Source organism: Psychroserpens luteolus (assembly GCF_021032705.1).
Taxonomy (GTDB): domain Bacteria; phylum Bacteroidota; class Bacteroidia; order Flavobacteriales; family Flavobacteriaceae; genus Psychroserpens; species Psychroserpens luteolus.
The window spans coordinates 104310-120539 of the sequence record NZ_JAHVXI010000003.1; the positions used below are offsets into that span (position 1 = coordinate 104310).

General features: G+C 33.8%; 13 protein-coding genes. 2 read left to right on the plus strand and 11 right to left on the minus strand.

Going from position 1 to position 16230, the window contains the following annotated elements; all coding sequences use genetic code 11:
- Nucleotides 1-19: 19 nt before the first annotated feature.
- Nucleotides 20-1138: a DNA polymerase III subunit beta gene (gene dnaN, locus KWG70_RS09430; protein ID WP_230935768.1), complete on the plus strand. Its 1119-nt coding sequence runs from the start codon at nucleotides 20-22 to the stop codon at nucleotides 1136-1138.
- Nucleotides 1139-1203: 65 nt separating this feature from the next.
- A complete protein-coding gene (locus KWG70_RS09435; protein WP_230935769.1) occupies nucleotides 1204-1575 on the plus strand; it encodes a nuclear transport factor 2-like protein in 372 nt (123 codons plus the stop codon).
- An 8-nt stretch (nucleotides 1576-1583) separates the two neighbouring features.
- Here KWG70_RS09435 and KWG70_RS09440 read toward each other — a convergent pair whose 3' ends face one another.
- The 11 genes from KWG70_RS09440 to KWG70_RS09490 form a co-directional block, all read right to left on the minus strand.
- Entirely contained in the window at nucleotides 1584-2363 is a 780-nt protein-coding gene (locus KWG70_RS09440; RefSeq protein WP_230935770.1) for a hypothetical protein, read from the minus strand.
- A gap of 153 nt (nucleotides 2364-2516) precedes the next feature.
- Entirely contained in the window at nucleotides 2517-2852 is a 336-nt protein-coding gene (locus KWG70_RS09445; protein ID WP_230935771.1) for a DUF4870 domain-containing protein, read from the minus strand.
- Between the two features lie 91 nt (nucleotides 2853-2943).
- Nucleotides 2944-3528 (minus strand): methyltransferase domain-containing protein, encoded by a 585-nt coding sequence (locus KWG70_RS09450; protein ID WP_230935772.1) that lies wholly within the window; start codon nucleotides 3526-3528, stop codon nucleotides 2944-2946.
- Nucleotide 3529: 1 nt separating this feature from the next.
- Entirely contained in the window at nucleotides 3530-4330 is an 801-nt protein-coding gene (locus tag KWG70_RS09455; RefSeq protein ID WP_230935773.1) for a sulfite exporter TauE/SafE family protein, read from the minus strand.
- Between the two features lie 62 nt (nucleotides 4331-4392).
- Nucleotides 4393-5400 (minus strand): LacI family DNA-binding transcriptional regulator, encoded by a 1008-nt coding sequence (locus tag KWG70_RS09460; protein WP_230935774.1) that lies wholly within the window; start codon nucleotides 5398-5400, stop codon nucleotides 4393-4395.
- 164 nt (nucleotides 5401-5564) lie between these two features.
- Complete coding sequence (locus tag KWG70_RS09465) at nucleotides 5565-7079, minus strand: T9SS type A sorting domain-containing protein (RefSeq protein WP_230935775.1); 1515 nt, start codon at nucleotides 7077-7079, stop codon at nucleotides 5565-5567.
- A 333-nt stretch (nucleotides 7080-7412) separates the two neighbouring features.
- Nucleotides 7413-8321: a glycoside hydrolase family 17 protein gene (locus tag KWG70_RS09470; RefSeq protein WP_230935776.1), complete on the minus strand. Its 909-nt coding sequence runs from the start codon at nucleotides 8319-8321 to the stop codon at nucleotides 7413-7415.
- A 19-nt stretch (nucleotides 8322-8340) separates the two neighbouring features.
- Entirely contained in the window at nucleotides 8341-9906 is a 1566-nt protein-coding gene (locus KWG70_RS09475) for an MFS transporter (protein ID WP_230935777.1), read from the minus strand.
- 23 nt (nucleotides 9907-9929) lie between these two features.
- The gene (locus tag KWG70_RS09480; RefSeq protein WP_230935778.1) at nucleotides 9930-11435 is read right to left on the minus strand and encodes a glycoside hydrolase family 30 protein; all 1506 of its coding nucleotides are present in this window, start codon (nucleotides 11433-11435) and stop codon (nucleotides 9930-9932) included.
- Between the two features lie 24 nt (nucleotides 11436-11459).
- Complete coding sequence (locus KWG70_RS09485) at nucleotides 11460-12698, minus strand: glycosyl hydrolase family 17 protein (RefSeq protein ID WP_394801633.1); 1239 nt, start codon at nucleotides 12696-12698, stop codon at nucleotides 11460-11462.
- 62 nt (nucleotides 12699-12760) lie between these two features.
- A complete protein-coding gene (locus KWG70_RS09490) occupies nucleotides 12761-16228 on the minus strand; it encodes a hypothetical protein (RefSeq protein ID WP_394801631.1) in 3468 nt (1155 codons plus the stop codon).
- Nucleotides 16229-16230: the final 2 nt, after the last annotated feature.

Below are 16230 nucleotides of genomic sequence, written 5' to 3' on the forward strand. Positions count from 1 at the left end.
AAAAATTTTAGAAGAACGTATGAAATTTATAGTATCCAGTACATATTTACTTAAACAATTACAAGTTTTAGGAGGTGTTATCAATAGTTCGAATACACTACCGATTTTAGATAATTTCTTATTTGAGTTAAAAGACTCAAAACTAACAGTTTCGGCAAGTGATTTAGAAACGACAATGTCTTCAAGTTTAGATGTTGAAAGTGATAACGATGGTAGTATTGCATTACCAGCACGTTTATTACTCGATACTTTGAAAACGTTTCCAGAGCAACCATTAACCTTTGTGGTTGAAGATAACAATACCGTTGAGATTAGTTCTAATCATGGTAAATATGCCTTGGCTTATGCAGATGGGAATGAATTTCCAAAAGCTGTAGAATTGGATAATCCAAGTACAACCACAATAGCTGGTGATATTTTAGCTACAGCTATAAGCAAGACCATCTTTGCTGCAGGTAATGATGATTTACGTCCTGTAATGAGTGGTGTCTTTTTTCAATTCTCTACTGAAGGTTTAACATTTGTAGCAACCGATGCTCACAAATTAGTTAAATATACACGTGGTGATGTTAAAGCAGATCAAGTTGCCGAATTTATAATGCCAAAAAAGCCTTTAAATCTTTTAAAAGGAATTTTAGCAGCAAACGATGATGCAGTTACTATTGAGTACAACGATTCGAATGCTAAGTTTACCTTTGAAAATTCTGTGCTTGTTTGTCGTTTAATAGATGGGAAATATCCTAATTACGAAGCGGTTATTCCTAAAGAAAATCCAAACAAATTAACTATAGATAGAACACAATTCTTAAACTCTGTTCGTCGTGTGAGTATCTTCTCAAATAAGACGACGCATCAAATACGTTTAAAAATTGCTGGTGCCGAGTTGAATATTTCTGCTGAAGATATCGACTACTCAAATAAAGCCGAAGAACGTTTAACTTGTGATTATCAAGGTGATGATATGCAAATTGGGTTTAACTCACGCTTTTTAACTGAAATGCTAAATAACCTAAACTCTGATGAAGTGCAACTAGAAATGAGCTTGCCTAATAGAGCTGGTATCTTGACTCCTATTGATGGTTTAGATGATGGCGAAAAAGTAACGATGTTAGTGATGCCTGTAATGCTAAATAACTAGTCACGAAAAACATATATTATAAAAGCCAATGACCTCTAGTTATTGGCTTTTCTATTTTTATAACTATGACAAGAACATCCATAGCAAAACTCTATTTAAAGTACCTTGAACTTGGTGATATAGAGCGTATTGTTGATTTATTTTCTGAAACCGGAACTGTATCTTCACCGCTTTATGGTCATCAACCTGCGAATGCATTTTATACATCTTTACAAAACGATACGAATTCGTCGAAACTAGAGCTTAAAGGCATTTTTGATGATCATGAATCCAACAAACTCGCCTTACATTTCAATTATCATTGGGTTTTAAAAACAGAGGCTACAGTTAATTTTGATGTTGTTGATATCATTTCCTTTAATAAGGAATTAAAAATTGAACACTTACAAATTATCTATGATACTGTAGTTAGTCGACATTTGATTAACAATACATAAACTATGCTTTATGAAGTACTAGCAGGAATAAAAATTGATTTAATTCTATCAATAACACCTTGAAGCATACTAAACAATGCATCTGACGAAAATCCTCCAATGAGCGCCAAGACACTTTTATTGAATAAATTAACATTGTCAGGATTAGTGATATACACTGATAAAATTTCAGATAATACTAAACCTGCAATAATACCAAGTACTATTTGAGCCATATATTCTATGGATTCCTCAGGTAACAATGTTCCTTTTTTTAACGAACTACTTACATTTTTTAATAAATAAAATACGACGCCCAGACCAGAAATAGCACACAAATAACCAATATTTAAAAGCAATTGTTCTCCATGGTTATTCATGATTCCTTTGTCGAGCGAATCATTGTTTACAGCAGATGACGTTCCAGTAATAATGAAAATTGCCAAGAATACCAATGCCAAAATAATGAGGTTTCTAACCAATGGTAATCGACTTAATATCATTTTACTATTATCTTCTGAATGTAAATTTTTAGTATACTTAATAGATTTTGGTGTAGCAGGTGCAACATTCTTACACAATAAATTATGAGCATTAATTAGATCGTCAACACTACTGTTTTGAATAAGAGAATTAATTTCAGTATTTATAGTAATTCCGTTGTAAACTGCATAAGACAACATATTATTTATTTCATCACTTAGTTCTTTAATAATGTCTTGAGAAATTCCGGGTTTTGTTGTATCTGAAGTTTTATCAACTTTAGGTTTAACAGTGGATGCAGAAGATGTAGAAACAGTTTTGGCCATAATTTAATATTTAAAATGATGTCCTAAATTAATAAGTAATGTCATTAAAAAACCAAGTAAAAACACCCAATTACTATTGTGCGTGTATATACTATAACTAAAAAACGCTCACTTAAAAAAGTGAGCGTTTTCATTTATCCCTATGTAAAATAACTAACTAATAAAATTAAGAGATAAAGGATATTTTGGTGATTCTCCATGACTTGCTCTAATAGCGTTTATAATTGGAAATATAAACGATAGTATACCTAATACTATTAATCCAAAAACGCCAACTAATACAAATACTAAAGGAATACAAATTAAACTATATACTAATACGCTCAATTGAAAATTGACGATATTTTTGCCTTCTTGATCCATTCTATACACATTTTCTTTTTGAGTAGCCCAAATGATCAACGGAACTATAAGTCCGCCAAATCCTGTTAAAAATGTAAGCAACTGACTCAAATGTGTAAGTACTATAAGTTGATTATCTTGTCGCATTGTGATGATGTTTTGATTGAACACCTATTGGACGCAAGTCTTCTTAAAATGTTACAGCTACACCACTTTTTTTAACGAAAAACATTAAATATTATTTTTTTATTACACTGAAAAATAGCTCATTACCTTGTCGATGAGAAATAGAATTGTAACACAACTCCATCGTTTTAATATGAAAGACGTCTTTAAAGTAAGATAGATACAGTACTTTGTTTCCTCCAAACGGAGGTTTATCGTCGTTTAAAGGTTGATCAAATAATAATCCTACAAGTTTACCTTTATCAACTAAAAGCTCGCTCATCTTCGTCACATATTTTGACCGAAGACTTGGGTCAAGTGCGCAAAAAAACGTTTGTTCCAATATGAGATCAAAAGGCATATTTAAGTCAAAAAAGTTAGTTTGAATTAAATGGTCATCAGGAAATTCAGGCACTCTTTTCTTTATATTATTGAGAGCTGTTTTAGATAAATCGATGACATAAACATTGGTGAATCCTTGATTAAACAAATACTCGGCTTCATAAGAATTACCGCCACCAGGAATTAAAATACGTAAAGATTTATCTTTGAGCTGGTCAATATAAGTCTTGATTGGCGGTGACACTTCTCCTAAATCCCAACGGTCTTCTTTATTTATATATCGGTTATCCCAGTAAGACGCATCTAATTTTTCCATGCTATAATAGTTCTTTTAGAATAATATAGACTCCCATAATTAGTACAAACCATCCAAACCCTTTTTTTAATTTTTTACCATTAATAAAATTGGAAAGATAAGTCCCAATAAAAATCCCAACTACAGAAATCGCTGTAAATATGAGTAAAAATGCCCAGTCTATATTTAGGTTCTCAATGTCGCCAATAAAACCTATTAGGGACTTTACTGCAATAATTAAAAGTGAGGTTCCTACAGCTTTTTTCATTGGTAATTTTGCTAAAAGCACTAATGCAGGTATAATAAGAAACCCTCCTCCAGCACCAACAATTCCTGTTAATACACCAACAACAAAACCTTCAATAGTGATTAACGGATAATTAAATTTTACATCTTCGGAAGATGTATCTACCGCAACTTTTCTTTCCTTTATCATTGAAATTGAAGCCAACAACATAACAATAGCAAAAAAGACCATAATAGCTACATTCTTGGTCAGTGTAAAATCTCCGATAGTAAAAATTTCCGATGGGATTGCTGGCACTAAAAACTTTCGTGTAAGGTACACAGCAATAAATGCTGGGATTGCAAATACAATAGCAGTTTTAAAATCTACTAATCCCTTTTTAATATTCTGAAATGTGCCAAAAACAGAAGATACTCCAACCACAAAAAGTGAATAAGCCGTTGCAGTGACTGGGTTTATAAACATTAAGTACACCAATATAGGAACCGTTAGAATAGACCCTCCTCCTCCAATTAATCCTAAAACAAGGCCAATTAAAAGTGCTCCAAAGTATCCAAAAACTTGTGAGATATCCATGAACGCAAATCTAATTATAAATTATAAGTAGTTTGTATTTAAAATAAGATTTCCGAATAAAACTATTTGGTAGTTTCCCTTAAGATGAGATTAGTCTTTATTGTTTTTGTTGTTTTCTTGGTGGTTCCTTTATCCTTTAAACGATTTAAAAGCAATTTGACCGAAGCCTTACCTATATCTACAGTATGCTGTGAGATAGTAGACAATTTTGGATTGGTGAATTGAAGTACATTCTCATCTGAAAATCCAATTATGGACAAGTCACTTGGTACATTATAATTTAGTTTTAGTGCCTTTTGAAGCGCAATGACACCTGAGGTGTTATCAATAGAAATAATACCATCAACCGATTGATATTTATTGAATAATTGATCAACGCCATCCTCAATTGATTTATCGTTTTCAATGGTAATGATACTAGGTTCATTCTTATAATCAAAGGCCTCATTTAAGGCTGCCAAATACCCATTTGCCCTGAGTTTACCAACACTTAACTCATCAATACTACTCACAAGCACAATATGTTGTCGTCCTTCAGAAAGTAAATGCTTAGTTGCTTCATAAGCAGCTCCAAAATCATCTATAATAACCTTATCACAATTAATATCTTCAGAAACCCTATCAAATAATACTACTGGAATATCTTTTTGCAATATCTCATTGATATGGTCGACATTATTAGCCACTTGTGTTTCTTCTGCTAGGGATAAAATAAAACCATCAACACTACCATTAGATAATAATTGGAGGCTATTGATTTCTTTGGATTGCATTTCATTGGAAACACAAGTGATAATATTATAGCCTTGTTTACTGGCCTGCATTTCTATGGCATATAGTGCTTTTGCAAAAAAATGATTAAGAATATTAGGAATAATTACACCAATCGTATTAGTTCTACTGTTTTTAAGACTTAAAGCTAACTTATTTGGTTTATAGTTTAAAAACTTAGCAAGAGCCTTTACTCGTTCTATAGTGTCAGGGCTAATTTCGTCGCTATCATGCAATGCTTTTGATACTGTAGAAACAGATACATTTAATTGCTCGGCTAATTGTTTTAATGTTACCATAAAATTAAAAATAAGAAAGGTATAATTCCGATATAAAAATAATTGCTTTTATTTTGATTAGAAAGGGATATTTCAATATAATCATTTAAGCATTTTGACATTAATAAAAAAGCCACATTGCAACTAGCAAATGTGGCTTTTAAAAAATATTAGTTAGTTAAGCATTATTTTTTAACCAATTTGATTGTCTTGCTTCCCGTAGCAGAAGAAACTTTTGCAAAGTATAATCCTGCTTTTAAGTTAGATGCATCAATCTGAGTTTCATTTGCATTTGGAGTTACATTAACCACTTGCTTTCCTAAAACATCATAAATTTGAATAGACTCGATATCTTGAGTACCTATAACTGTCCAATTGTTTGTTGTTGGATTAGGAAATACAGAAAACTCATTTCTAGTAAATTCTTCTGCACCTAAAGTGTTAGACGTACTAAAGAATATATTGTCAAAATAAACCTCTCCATTTCCATCAAATTTCCATTGGAATATATCATTTAAATCATAAGTACCACTTGATGGTGTGTGATCTAAGAAATGTTGTAATGGAATAAATACACTCTGCCAAGACCCAGTTACAATTGGGGAATCTGGAGTAGGTCCACCAAATCTATATCTAGGTTCTTCAGCAGCTCCACCACCAATTCCAGCTGTGGCATCAATTAGGAAGAAATTAAACTCAGTTGTCGTCGTTGCATAATAGTTTATGTGTACAAATTGATAACCTCCTGCAACTAAATCTTCAGCATCCCATTGTGCACCATAGAAAAAGAAACCTCCACCTTCAATTTTTCCGGCGTTATTTCCATTCATTTCAATATCTACTTCTGGAACGCCTACGTTACCAAACGCGTAGAAGTTAAAGTTACCAACACTACTACCTGGTAAACCACTGTAAACATAAAGATCTGTTCCCGTAGAAGGATATTCTGGAGCGGCCATTGTAGGACCAGCAGGTGGACAAGCAGGGCAAGAAGCACCACCACAATCTACACCAGTCTCATCTTGATTTTGGATTCCATCATCACAGGTCTCAGGACAGGTTGGACAATCAGGACCACCACAATCTACACCAGTTTCCATACCATTTTGAACACCATCCATACACGTTGGCTCTGGAGCACCTACTTGAACAATGTCGTCAATGTAATACGTCCCAGATTCAGTAACCAAAACACCATCACCAGCAGGGCCTTCAAGTGCTGGGTCATAATCTGGTTGTATTACCAAAGTAGAATACTGTTCCATACCTGTAAGACCTGGTTGATCAGAAAAATCGAATGTAACTTCGGTCCATGTATTCGCATTAGCAACCACAACATCTCTATTGTAAGTTGGCTCTCCACTTAATCCTATTTGGATTTGAAATCTTAATTGAAGGTTAGCTTTCGTTGACCAAATTTTCATTGTAAACGCTGTTCCATTCGCCAAGTCAATTAAAGGTGATCCTGGTGTTTCATATCCAAAACCTGCAAACCAGTTAGCTCCAACAAGTTTATCTACTTGTAGTACTCGAGCAGACATATTTCCTGCACTTACATCAGGATTTGCAATATTAGCAAAACCTAAAGTACCAAATTGAAATGATGCAGTCGTCGTTGTATCTTCATAATCAACAGGCAAAGATTGCCCAAACGTAATAGCCGAGGCTAATAAAAAGATTAAAATTGTAATTTTTTTCATAGTTATATATATTAGAATTAGTAATTATTTAAAAATTATATCAGGTATTTTTCATTTTCATAAATTTAAGCACTATCTATTGAGATTATCATAAAACACACCGCTACAAAAAACATACAAACACAAATAATTTGCTTTTTGTTTAATTATGTCTTCAAATCCGCTAAACAAAGCGGACTCAAGACGTTTCAAAATATTAACAAAGTCTTATTTAGCATTTTATTAACTATTGTGTTGTGGTAATGTTGTGTTTGTTTTTCGCTATGTATTGCTCACTTTTTTGAATGTTGTACTTTTAAGCATTTATAATAGCTCTCCCATCAACCAATTGCTTTAAAATTTTAATTTTTCGTGTTTATCCCAAAGTCCCCAATAGGCTCCAACATCACCTTCATCGCCAGTTTTCCATGACTCGTCAAATGATGAGAAATAAAACACCTCAATACCTGCTTTTTTAGCCCATACCTGAGTATTGATAAAATATTTCATAGCATTCTCTTCGGAAGAAAATGCCCCCTTCAAACTACCGCCTTGACTAGGCCAGCCAGTCTCTGTAATGATTACTTTTTTACCACGTCCAGCATCCGATGCCTGTCCGAACATTTGCTGCATATGATGTAGCGCGCCATCAATATGGCAGCCTTCCCAATACGGATAGCAATTGCTAAGTATGACATCGCTAATCTCTACAAGCTGAGGATGTACCGAAAACTCATAATAGGCGTCGACATAACCCACAGGAATATCTGGCAAAGCCTCTTTGACCCGTCGTATATAGTCTAACAATTCGTCTAGTGACAAATCGTTTCTGTACAGTACTTCATTACCAACAGCAGCAATATCAACAACGCCCTCTTTTGCTAATTGAATGAGTCCTTCAATTTCTTTTTCATTATCATCTTTATCATCTCCCAACCACGCACCTACTAGCGTTTTCATACCGTGCTTGTGGGCGATACGTGGAATATGCTCATTCCCCTCTATACAAGAAAATGAACGAATCCATTTCGAATAGGGCTTTAGTATCTTTACACGTCTTTCTACCTGTTCTTCGGTTATGATGTCACCAGGTTCCTGACCATCTTCATACATACTAAAGCAGATCCCATGCATTCCTTTTTTAAGTGTTGCTCTCCACAACGTTTTTAATTCTTCTAGTGAATATTTACCGAAATCAATTCCTGAGTGTTCTGCGAAATTAATTCCATTATACGCGTGATATTCTTCGTCTCTATATGACATTTAAACTTTAAATTTATAGTTATAGTTCTCCTCGTCGTTCAACGAGTTCTTTCTTTATCTCTCTAGCCCTATCTTCATTTAGATTATACTTCCACATTACCCAAACCGCAAGTGCTGCAGTTAACGATGGAACCAATATATCGGCTATTCTAAGATTGTTCATAGTCTCTATAGATTGCTCAGTAACATTAGGGTCAAATCCTACAATACTTAAAATTACACCGCCCAAAACAAGAGCTATAGACTGACCAATTTTTACCATCAGCCAATAGATGGCTCCAAACGTTCCTTCTTTACGAGGCATACCATTCTCCAATTCGTCTAAATCGCAAACATCTGCCGTCATAGACATCATTAAAGTGAACAAACCTCCCATACCAAAAGCAAATAATGGAATTGGTACAAATATGAGCCATGGTACATCGCTACCTGGATCAATACTGAACCAAGACATTCCAATACTTTCAAGAGCTGGATTTAGAGATTCGAAAATGGAACTAACTCCAGAATTTAAACTCTCACCAAATCCCGTTTGATTAAATTTATTATTAAGTTCTTTATCAAAACCCCACCATTTCAAAACATAGCCAACGATGGATAACACAGTTGAGATTATAAACGCCTTTTTCTTTCCCCATTTATTAGCCATTCTTGTAATAATTGGGATAACTATAAATGCTGTAATAATAGCATTAATGGTATTGAACCAAGCAGGCCAAGTACCAGCCATCTCATAACTTCCACTATACATATAAAACACAATAATGAAAACACCAAATGCCGCTACAAGCTGAAATCCATTAAACACTAAAAACGTTGCTCCACATAATTTCATGAAAGGTTTATTTTTTGTGACTTGTTTAATACCCTGCCATAAATCTTTCATATTTGATGCTAACGACTTAAATGTAATTTCTTTTCTATTCTCCATATGAGAAGAATCAATACCCTTACAAAATAATGCTGGCAGTATTCCAAAAACAACACACATGGCACCAACAATAAGAGCCATTGTACGAACACCTTCTGTTTGCGTATTAAATGTGTCTGTATCAGGAATAATAACATATAACCATGGTACAATCATCCAAGCAATTTGCCCCATAGTATTAGAAAAAGCCATTAACCGTGTACGTTCATTATAATCGGAAGTCATTTCATATCCAAGACCTACTAATGGTGTTGCAAACATTGTATTACCAATAAGAAATAATAATTGAAGAATCATTACATGCCAAATAATATAAGATTGGGATGCATTATCATCAATTTGCCACATTAAAAAGAAAAGTATTCCGCTTATAATTGCTCCAATAAAAATATAAGGTCGTCTTCGTCCCCATCTCGATTTTGTATTATCAGAGATGAAACCCATTATTGGATCAGTAATTGAGTCGAATATTCTTGGTAAACCACCTAAAAGCCCAGCCCATAACGGATCAACACCCCAAGCCGTCAATAAGAAAAACTGAATAAAAACACCAAGAGTACCTGGTAATATATTCAATATAAAATGACCTGCTCCAAAGGCTGCTTTTTGTCCAACTGGGACTTTATCTTTTGCGGCTGTTTTAATTTTTGACATAGTGGTTTAGTTTAGTTAGTGTTTTATGACTTAGGCACTACAATTGTTTGAATTGCTTGTGCGTTTATTTTAATATTTACATTGCTTTCATTTAAATTTAACGTGAAATTCTTGGCGGTTTCGCCTTCATTAAATATGACTACTGCAATAGAATCATCAGGGTTTTTTGCAGCAGTTACCATCAAGTCTTTATCTGGGTTTTCAACATCAATCACCACAGCTCCTGGCCTCATATATTTGCTGAAATGCGCCATGGTGTAATAAATAGGTGTAAAATAGACCTCGTCTGCATCTGGATCGACAATAATAGGAGCAACACACCAGTTTTTAAACCAGTTAGGTCCGCCTTGTCTATCTAAAACCATATTCCAATCGACCCATCCATCAACCCAGTTATTTAAGCATCCAATAATATCTCGCGCATAACGATTAACAGGTGCATATTTAGGATGCAAATATTTCTCATCTTCTGCTGCCCAATCCCAGCCCCAATCGGTAGCTTCTTTTGACCAGTACCAGATATCATTTTTCCATTTTGGAACTTCAGAATCTACACAGCCTTCAGTTTCAATTAAATATTTATCAGGTGCTTTGTTATGAGCGTATTGCAAAGCGTCAGGGAAATAGTCGTAAGTACTTTCATACCAATGAATGGCTGTTCCATCATAATACTTCGATGATTCCTCAGTAGCATACATGACATCTACCCATTCTTTCAAGCCTGCTCTATTTTGGTCATAACCCAAAATGATTTTATCTCCTTTACCATCGGCTTCGAGTTTCGGTCCTAAGTGATTCTGTACAAAATCGGTCATTTCTTCTGGAGTAAAGTGCATACTTTCCCAGTTATTTCCATTTCCATGTGGTTCATTTTCAACAGTAAAACCCCAAATTGGAATGCCTTCGGCTTCATAAGCATCTACATATTTTGAAAAGAACAAGGCCCAAGTATCATAGTATTTAGGCAATAATTTTCCGCCAACCCATTCCTTATTATCTTTCATCCAAGGTGGTGCTGTCCATGGCGACGCAAAAATATCGAAGCCATCTTCTGAGATTGCCATAGCTTCTTTTATCATTGGAATAAGATCATCCATATCATCTTTGATAGTAAAATGTTCTAACATCATATCATCTTCAACAGGTGCATACGAATACTGACTCAACGAAAAATCACAGGAGTTCATATGCGTTCGCGTTAATGAATAATTTGCTCCTTCTCTACTGAAATAAGCCTTCAATATTTTATCTCTATTGGCTTTACTTAATTTGTTTAACAAATAAGCAGAAGACTCAGTAAATGCACCTCCAAAGCCAGTAATAGTTTGAAATTTTTTATCAGGATTAATTTTTAAAACAGGCAAAGAATCTGTCGTTGAAACTTCATTGATTCTTGTGAGCTGATTTCCGCTTGCTGATGTTTCATAAATCTCAACTTCAAGCAAGTCTTGTCCTATTTCTTTTTTTTCGTTACAACCTATCATAACTAGTACTAAAAGGGAATAAAAAATGTAGCTTACGGTTTTCATTGTTGATTTTTTTATTTGACATATCTATCGATTTGCCATTATTTCGTCTAGAGCTGGAGGTACTAAAACATCTTCCATCAAAGCAGCCTTATTACCATTATATGTTTTGGTTATTGGATTACCATTTCTCGTTAACCCATCAAAAACACCATCATCTACTAAATCCCATATTGGGTATTTTGCCTTTCCATCAATCGTAAACAATCCGAAATGGTTTTCAGAACCATTTGGATGATGTGCATCTTTCCATTGTTCATTAAAAGCTTCAAAATAGAAGCACGAAATTCCAGCAGTATTCGTCCATTCTCTCATGAGTTTGTGGTACAAACCTTGTTTGTATTCATCTGTTGCTCTAGAGCCATTAGGTCCGTAGAACCCTTTAGACACTGTTGCCCATCCTGTTTCTCCAATATGAATAGGTTTGTTAACACCGATGCTTTTCATGTAATTAGTAACACTATCGTACTGACGTTTAGAAAATTGGATAGCACGTTCTATTGCAGCATGAATCTTATCACTATCTGTAAGACTATCTTCGGCTTCAGGGACTCCCCAAAATTCAGGGTTGTAATGTGAATTGTGATAAGGATAGGTGTGCATCGAAATATAATCTACGGCTTTGATTAATTTTTCTAGATCTTCAACATGATATTGGTCTTCGCCACCTCCCCATGATGCAAAATCATCAGAACTGGTTATCCATAAATCTTTCGGAAGTTTGTCTTGCGTCTTTAATTCTTGTAAATGTGTTACCCATTTTAATATCACGTTAGGTTGCACATAATAGCTTTCTGCCCATTTGACCATAGCTTCATTTCCTACAGCCAAAACCTTAACAATGTCTGGGTATTTATTAGCCAAAGCTACAGCTCTTTCTATTTCCGCTGCATTATTAGGACTCTCAACGTTATGATCTACTGGTTGATCTGTCCATGCGTTTAGACAATCAATCCATGCACCTAACATCACATACATCTCGAAATTTGAGTCTTCTTTTTTAAGCTCTGTAATCGCTTTTAAAATATTTGAAGCATGCGGAAGTTGTACATTATATGTTCGTAATACTTTGATACCCATTGCAGACAATAGCTTCATATCATCTTTGAGTTCTTTAATTGTTGGCTGACTATCTCTAGATTTTTCGCGGTAACCTCCATAAGATATTGCTAAATAATTAGGATTTCCTAATATCTCTTTAGCAGTCATTTGTTTGCCTCTTTGCATGTCTTTGTTAGATTTTGGGTTTTGATTACAAGATGACATGATCATTGAAATAATTATTGCACATAGGATATTTACTTTCAATTTCATGTGTTTGATATTTTTTACTTTAAAATTGATTTATTAATACTTATGGTAATGCGCTCTACTAAACCTGATCTAGCAAAAATCTCGTTACTAGTGTTTCTATCAAGAACCAAGCTGTTAAGCGTTTTTTGTGAACTTTTAGTAGTTTCTACTTCAATCCAATTCTCATATCCCATTTTATAAATTATAGGCACTTGGCAATATGTAAAAGCTAAGGAACCAACTTCAAGTTCTATTGACTTCCAGTTGTTGTTTACATCAACATAGTTAAGGAGTTTAGATTCTGTCAAGAATTCCTCTTCTCTCAATAAACAAGGGTTAAAAAGCAATTGTCCTTGTTTAACAAATATTCCTAGTTCTCCAAAACGACTCAAAATATCCTCTTTAACTTGTCCTGTCATTCCTGGCTGTTGTGCTCCCTTTCCTCCTGGTGTATGCGAATATGGATCGGTTGGAAAAGCACCATATAGTGCTGGAGACTTATGTACGCCAATCCCTTCATTAATTTCATAAAAATGCTCTAGTAATTGCCCGATTATAGCTTCGCTTTCGTCATCATTTACTGCTTTTATACAACATTCTTGTACAGCCAGTAATAATTTTGAAACCATATGCCAATAGATCGATCCTAACCCTTCATAACCATAGAATGTTCCAGATCTTCCTGTAAACGCTTTATGATTAAACACCTCTTCGAAAGCTTGCAACACTTTTGGAGTGTCTGACTCTAAAAGTGCTTCATATTTTGTTCCTGAAAGATTTTCTAACGCTAAAGAAACGTCGCTAGCATTCTTAAAGTTTCCATTAAAATGATAGTCGCCATTAACATCTTTTTCGATGATTTGAACATTTCCATCCTTTAACAATTCTTGGAATAATTTTGATGAAAAAACGGCATCTTCAGGAATCGTATTTCTGTCTAAAAACCCTTTAAGTTCTTTATTAGGATACAGCATATAACTGTATTGATCCTCTCTAAAAAGCTTGCTTTGTTTTAATGCATTTAAGACATTTAGTGTTTCTGTAGCTTTTAAATAACCAGAACTCAAAACAGCCACTTGACCTTCTAACATTTCACTTAAATAAGAAATGGAAATAGAGTTATCTGCATTTACAGTCATGAGGTTATAAGCATGATATAAATTATCAGAACGCTTATTAGCTTTAATTGAATGCTCTAAATAAGACTTACCAATTGTTACAAAATCCTTCAATCTATTAATCGAAAGTGCTGTTTTTCTTCCTGAAAAGGCATGGTTATAGATTTGAGTTCTATACTTACTACCTGCATTTCCTAAACCATCTAATATTATTTTTTTATCTGTATCATTAATCGCTGCTGATAATAAGTCTTTATTATTTTCGAAGGTATTTAATACAGAATCGAAGAATTCAGATAGCTCAACAGAAACGTCTACTTGATCAATACTAGTCGTTGTAAGTAACTTTTCAAAGAAATTAAAGAATCTACGCAGATAATAAAGCGTCACCATAGATATTCCATTACCTACCAAAGCATTATTTGCATCGTTCCATTCGGGACGTTGTGTATTCATCCAAATACCACCTTCGGGAATAAAGTTTGATAGTTTTGCCAAAGATGTCACTAATATTTTTTCAATAAAATTTGCTTTAACTATAAATCTGTTTTCATCACGAAGTAAGGCACCATCTGCGCCTAATTGTTCACGCTCTTCATTAATTTTATGATCTAATGCATCATCAAAAACGATGGTGTCTTTTGGATTTTTTAGTAAGTCTGCGTATGGCTTAATTTTATAAGGTACATTGGCATAGACAAATAGATCTTTTGTAAAGAAACTTTCTAATTTATCTGGGTTATGGCTATTAATAAATTCTAAAAACTTAAGTAAGTAGATAATTTGATGATCTCCCCAATATCCAATGTAAGACCATGGGTCGTCTGGTTCAATTATTTCCCAATCAAAACCATCTTTTGTTACCCTATATGGGTTATAGCCATCAAATGTTGTTGCGTTTAAAAATTTATGAATCATACTTTCAATGAACTCTGGATATGAGTGTGCTAGCGCTTCCCAGTTTTGGAAGATATCTCGCCAATTGCCTTCATAATCTAAAATTTTAGATCCATCAATTTCACTTCTTGTATTAATTGAAAATTTATTCCAAGGACGACTTGGGTCGCCATGTCTACGACTAAATTTTAATGGCATATACTCTAAACAAAGGCGTCTAAAGTTTTTATCATCACTATTGTATGCTATTTCTTGTATTTCTGATAAAGAAAACACTTCTGGAAGGGTATCTAATATTTCTTCAGATGTTCGTGCAACTTTTTTATTTGCATTGTGAAGATAGTTGCTAAAATCCCATTTTTCAATTTGATAACCATTATCAAAAATTCCTCCACGCATAATGTTAAATAGCGTATTAGAAAAGTGACGCGTATCTCTTAAACTATCTGCAGACACTTGAATGGCATCTGATGCCGAATTCAACTCCACTAATCGTTTAGTACCATGATCAATGTTCTCATTAACTTTATCGACTAATGTATCATCCTCGCGTATTTTCTTTAACAACAACGCAATATCTGAGTGATTTTGATTAACATTAGCGACTAGCATCCATTCTTTAGAAGAATCTGCTAGTAATTCTATTTCCGTAGAAACAAAATAAGCCCCTTTTTCAGCTTTAACATCTACTTCTTGTGTTAAAGATTGACCAGACCTAAAAGCATCTAGTTGTAATGACGATAGTAAATACTTAGGGTTATTTAAACCTAATGACCAAACAACATTTGCTTTTAATGCTTCACTTGCTTCAGCTTTATCAACAAGAATAGCACTAAGTGCATAGATTCCAAGTCCAGTTGACTCTTCTAGCTCATTTCGTTTATAGGCATCTACTAAATTACTAGATTGGTTTTGAATATCACTACCAATACTTGCTGGCAAAATATTTTGAATACCATCTAATAATGTTATACTTACAGATTCTGTAGCAGTATTAATTAATTTAGATTTTTTTACAAAACCAAACTTATTACTAGAGCTCCATTGGTATCTAAATATTAACTCTAAGTCATGATTGATCTCTTCAAAAATAATTTTGTTTCCATATCTATTCTTATACAAGTTTTGAGTTGTAGAATACCTACCCAAAGATCTAATAGCCAGTGGTTCCCACATGAACTCTTGATTATTTTTATGAACTTTGAAGATTGATTTATTTCCGGTTATATCAGCAGATTCGGTAATCTTATCATCTGTATAGTAAGGAAATAGAGCATATTCAGAATTTTTACGTCCAGCCGTTAGTCCTCCATTACTCGATATAAACATCCAGTGATTAGAATCACTGACGATACTCATAAAAAAAGGACGAATTTCATCACTATTAGAAATCTTGTAATAAGATTCATTATCAATAACTAAATCTATTAATCTGACTTTTTTTTCTTTAGAAATATTATTTTCCATTAAAGTTGCTTCGGTTATCATGC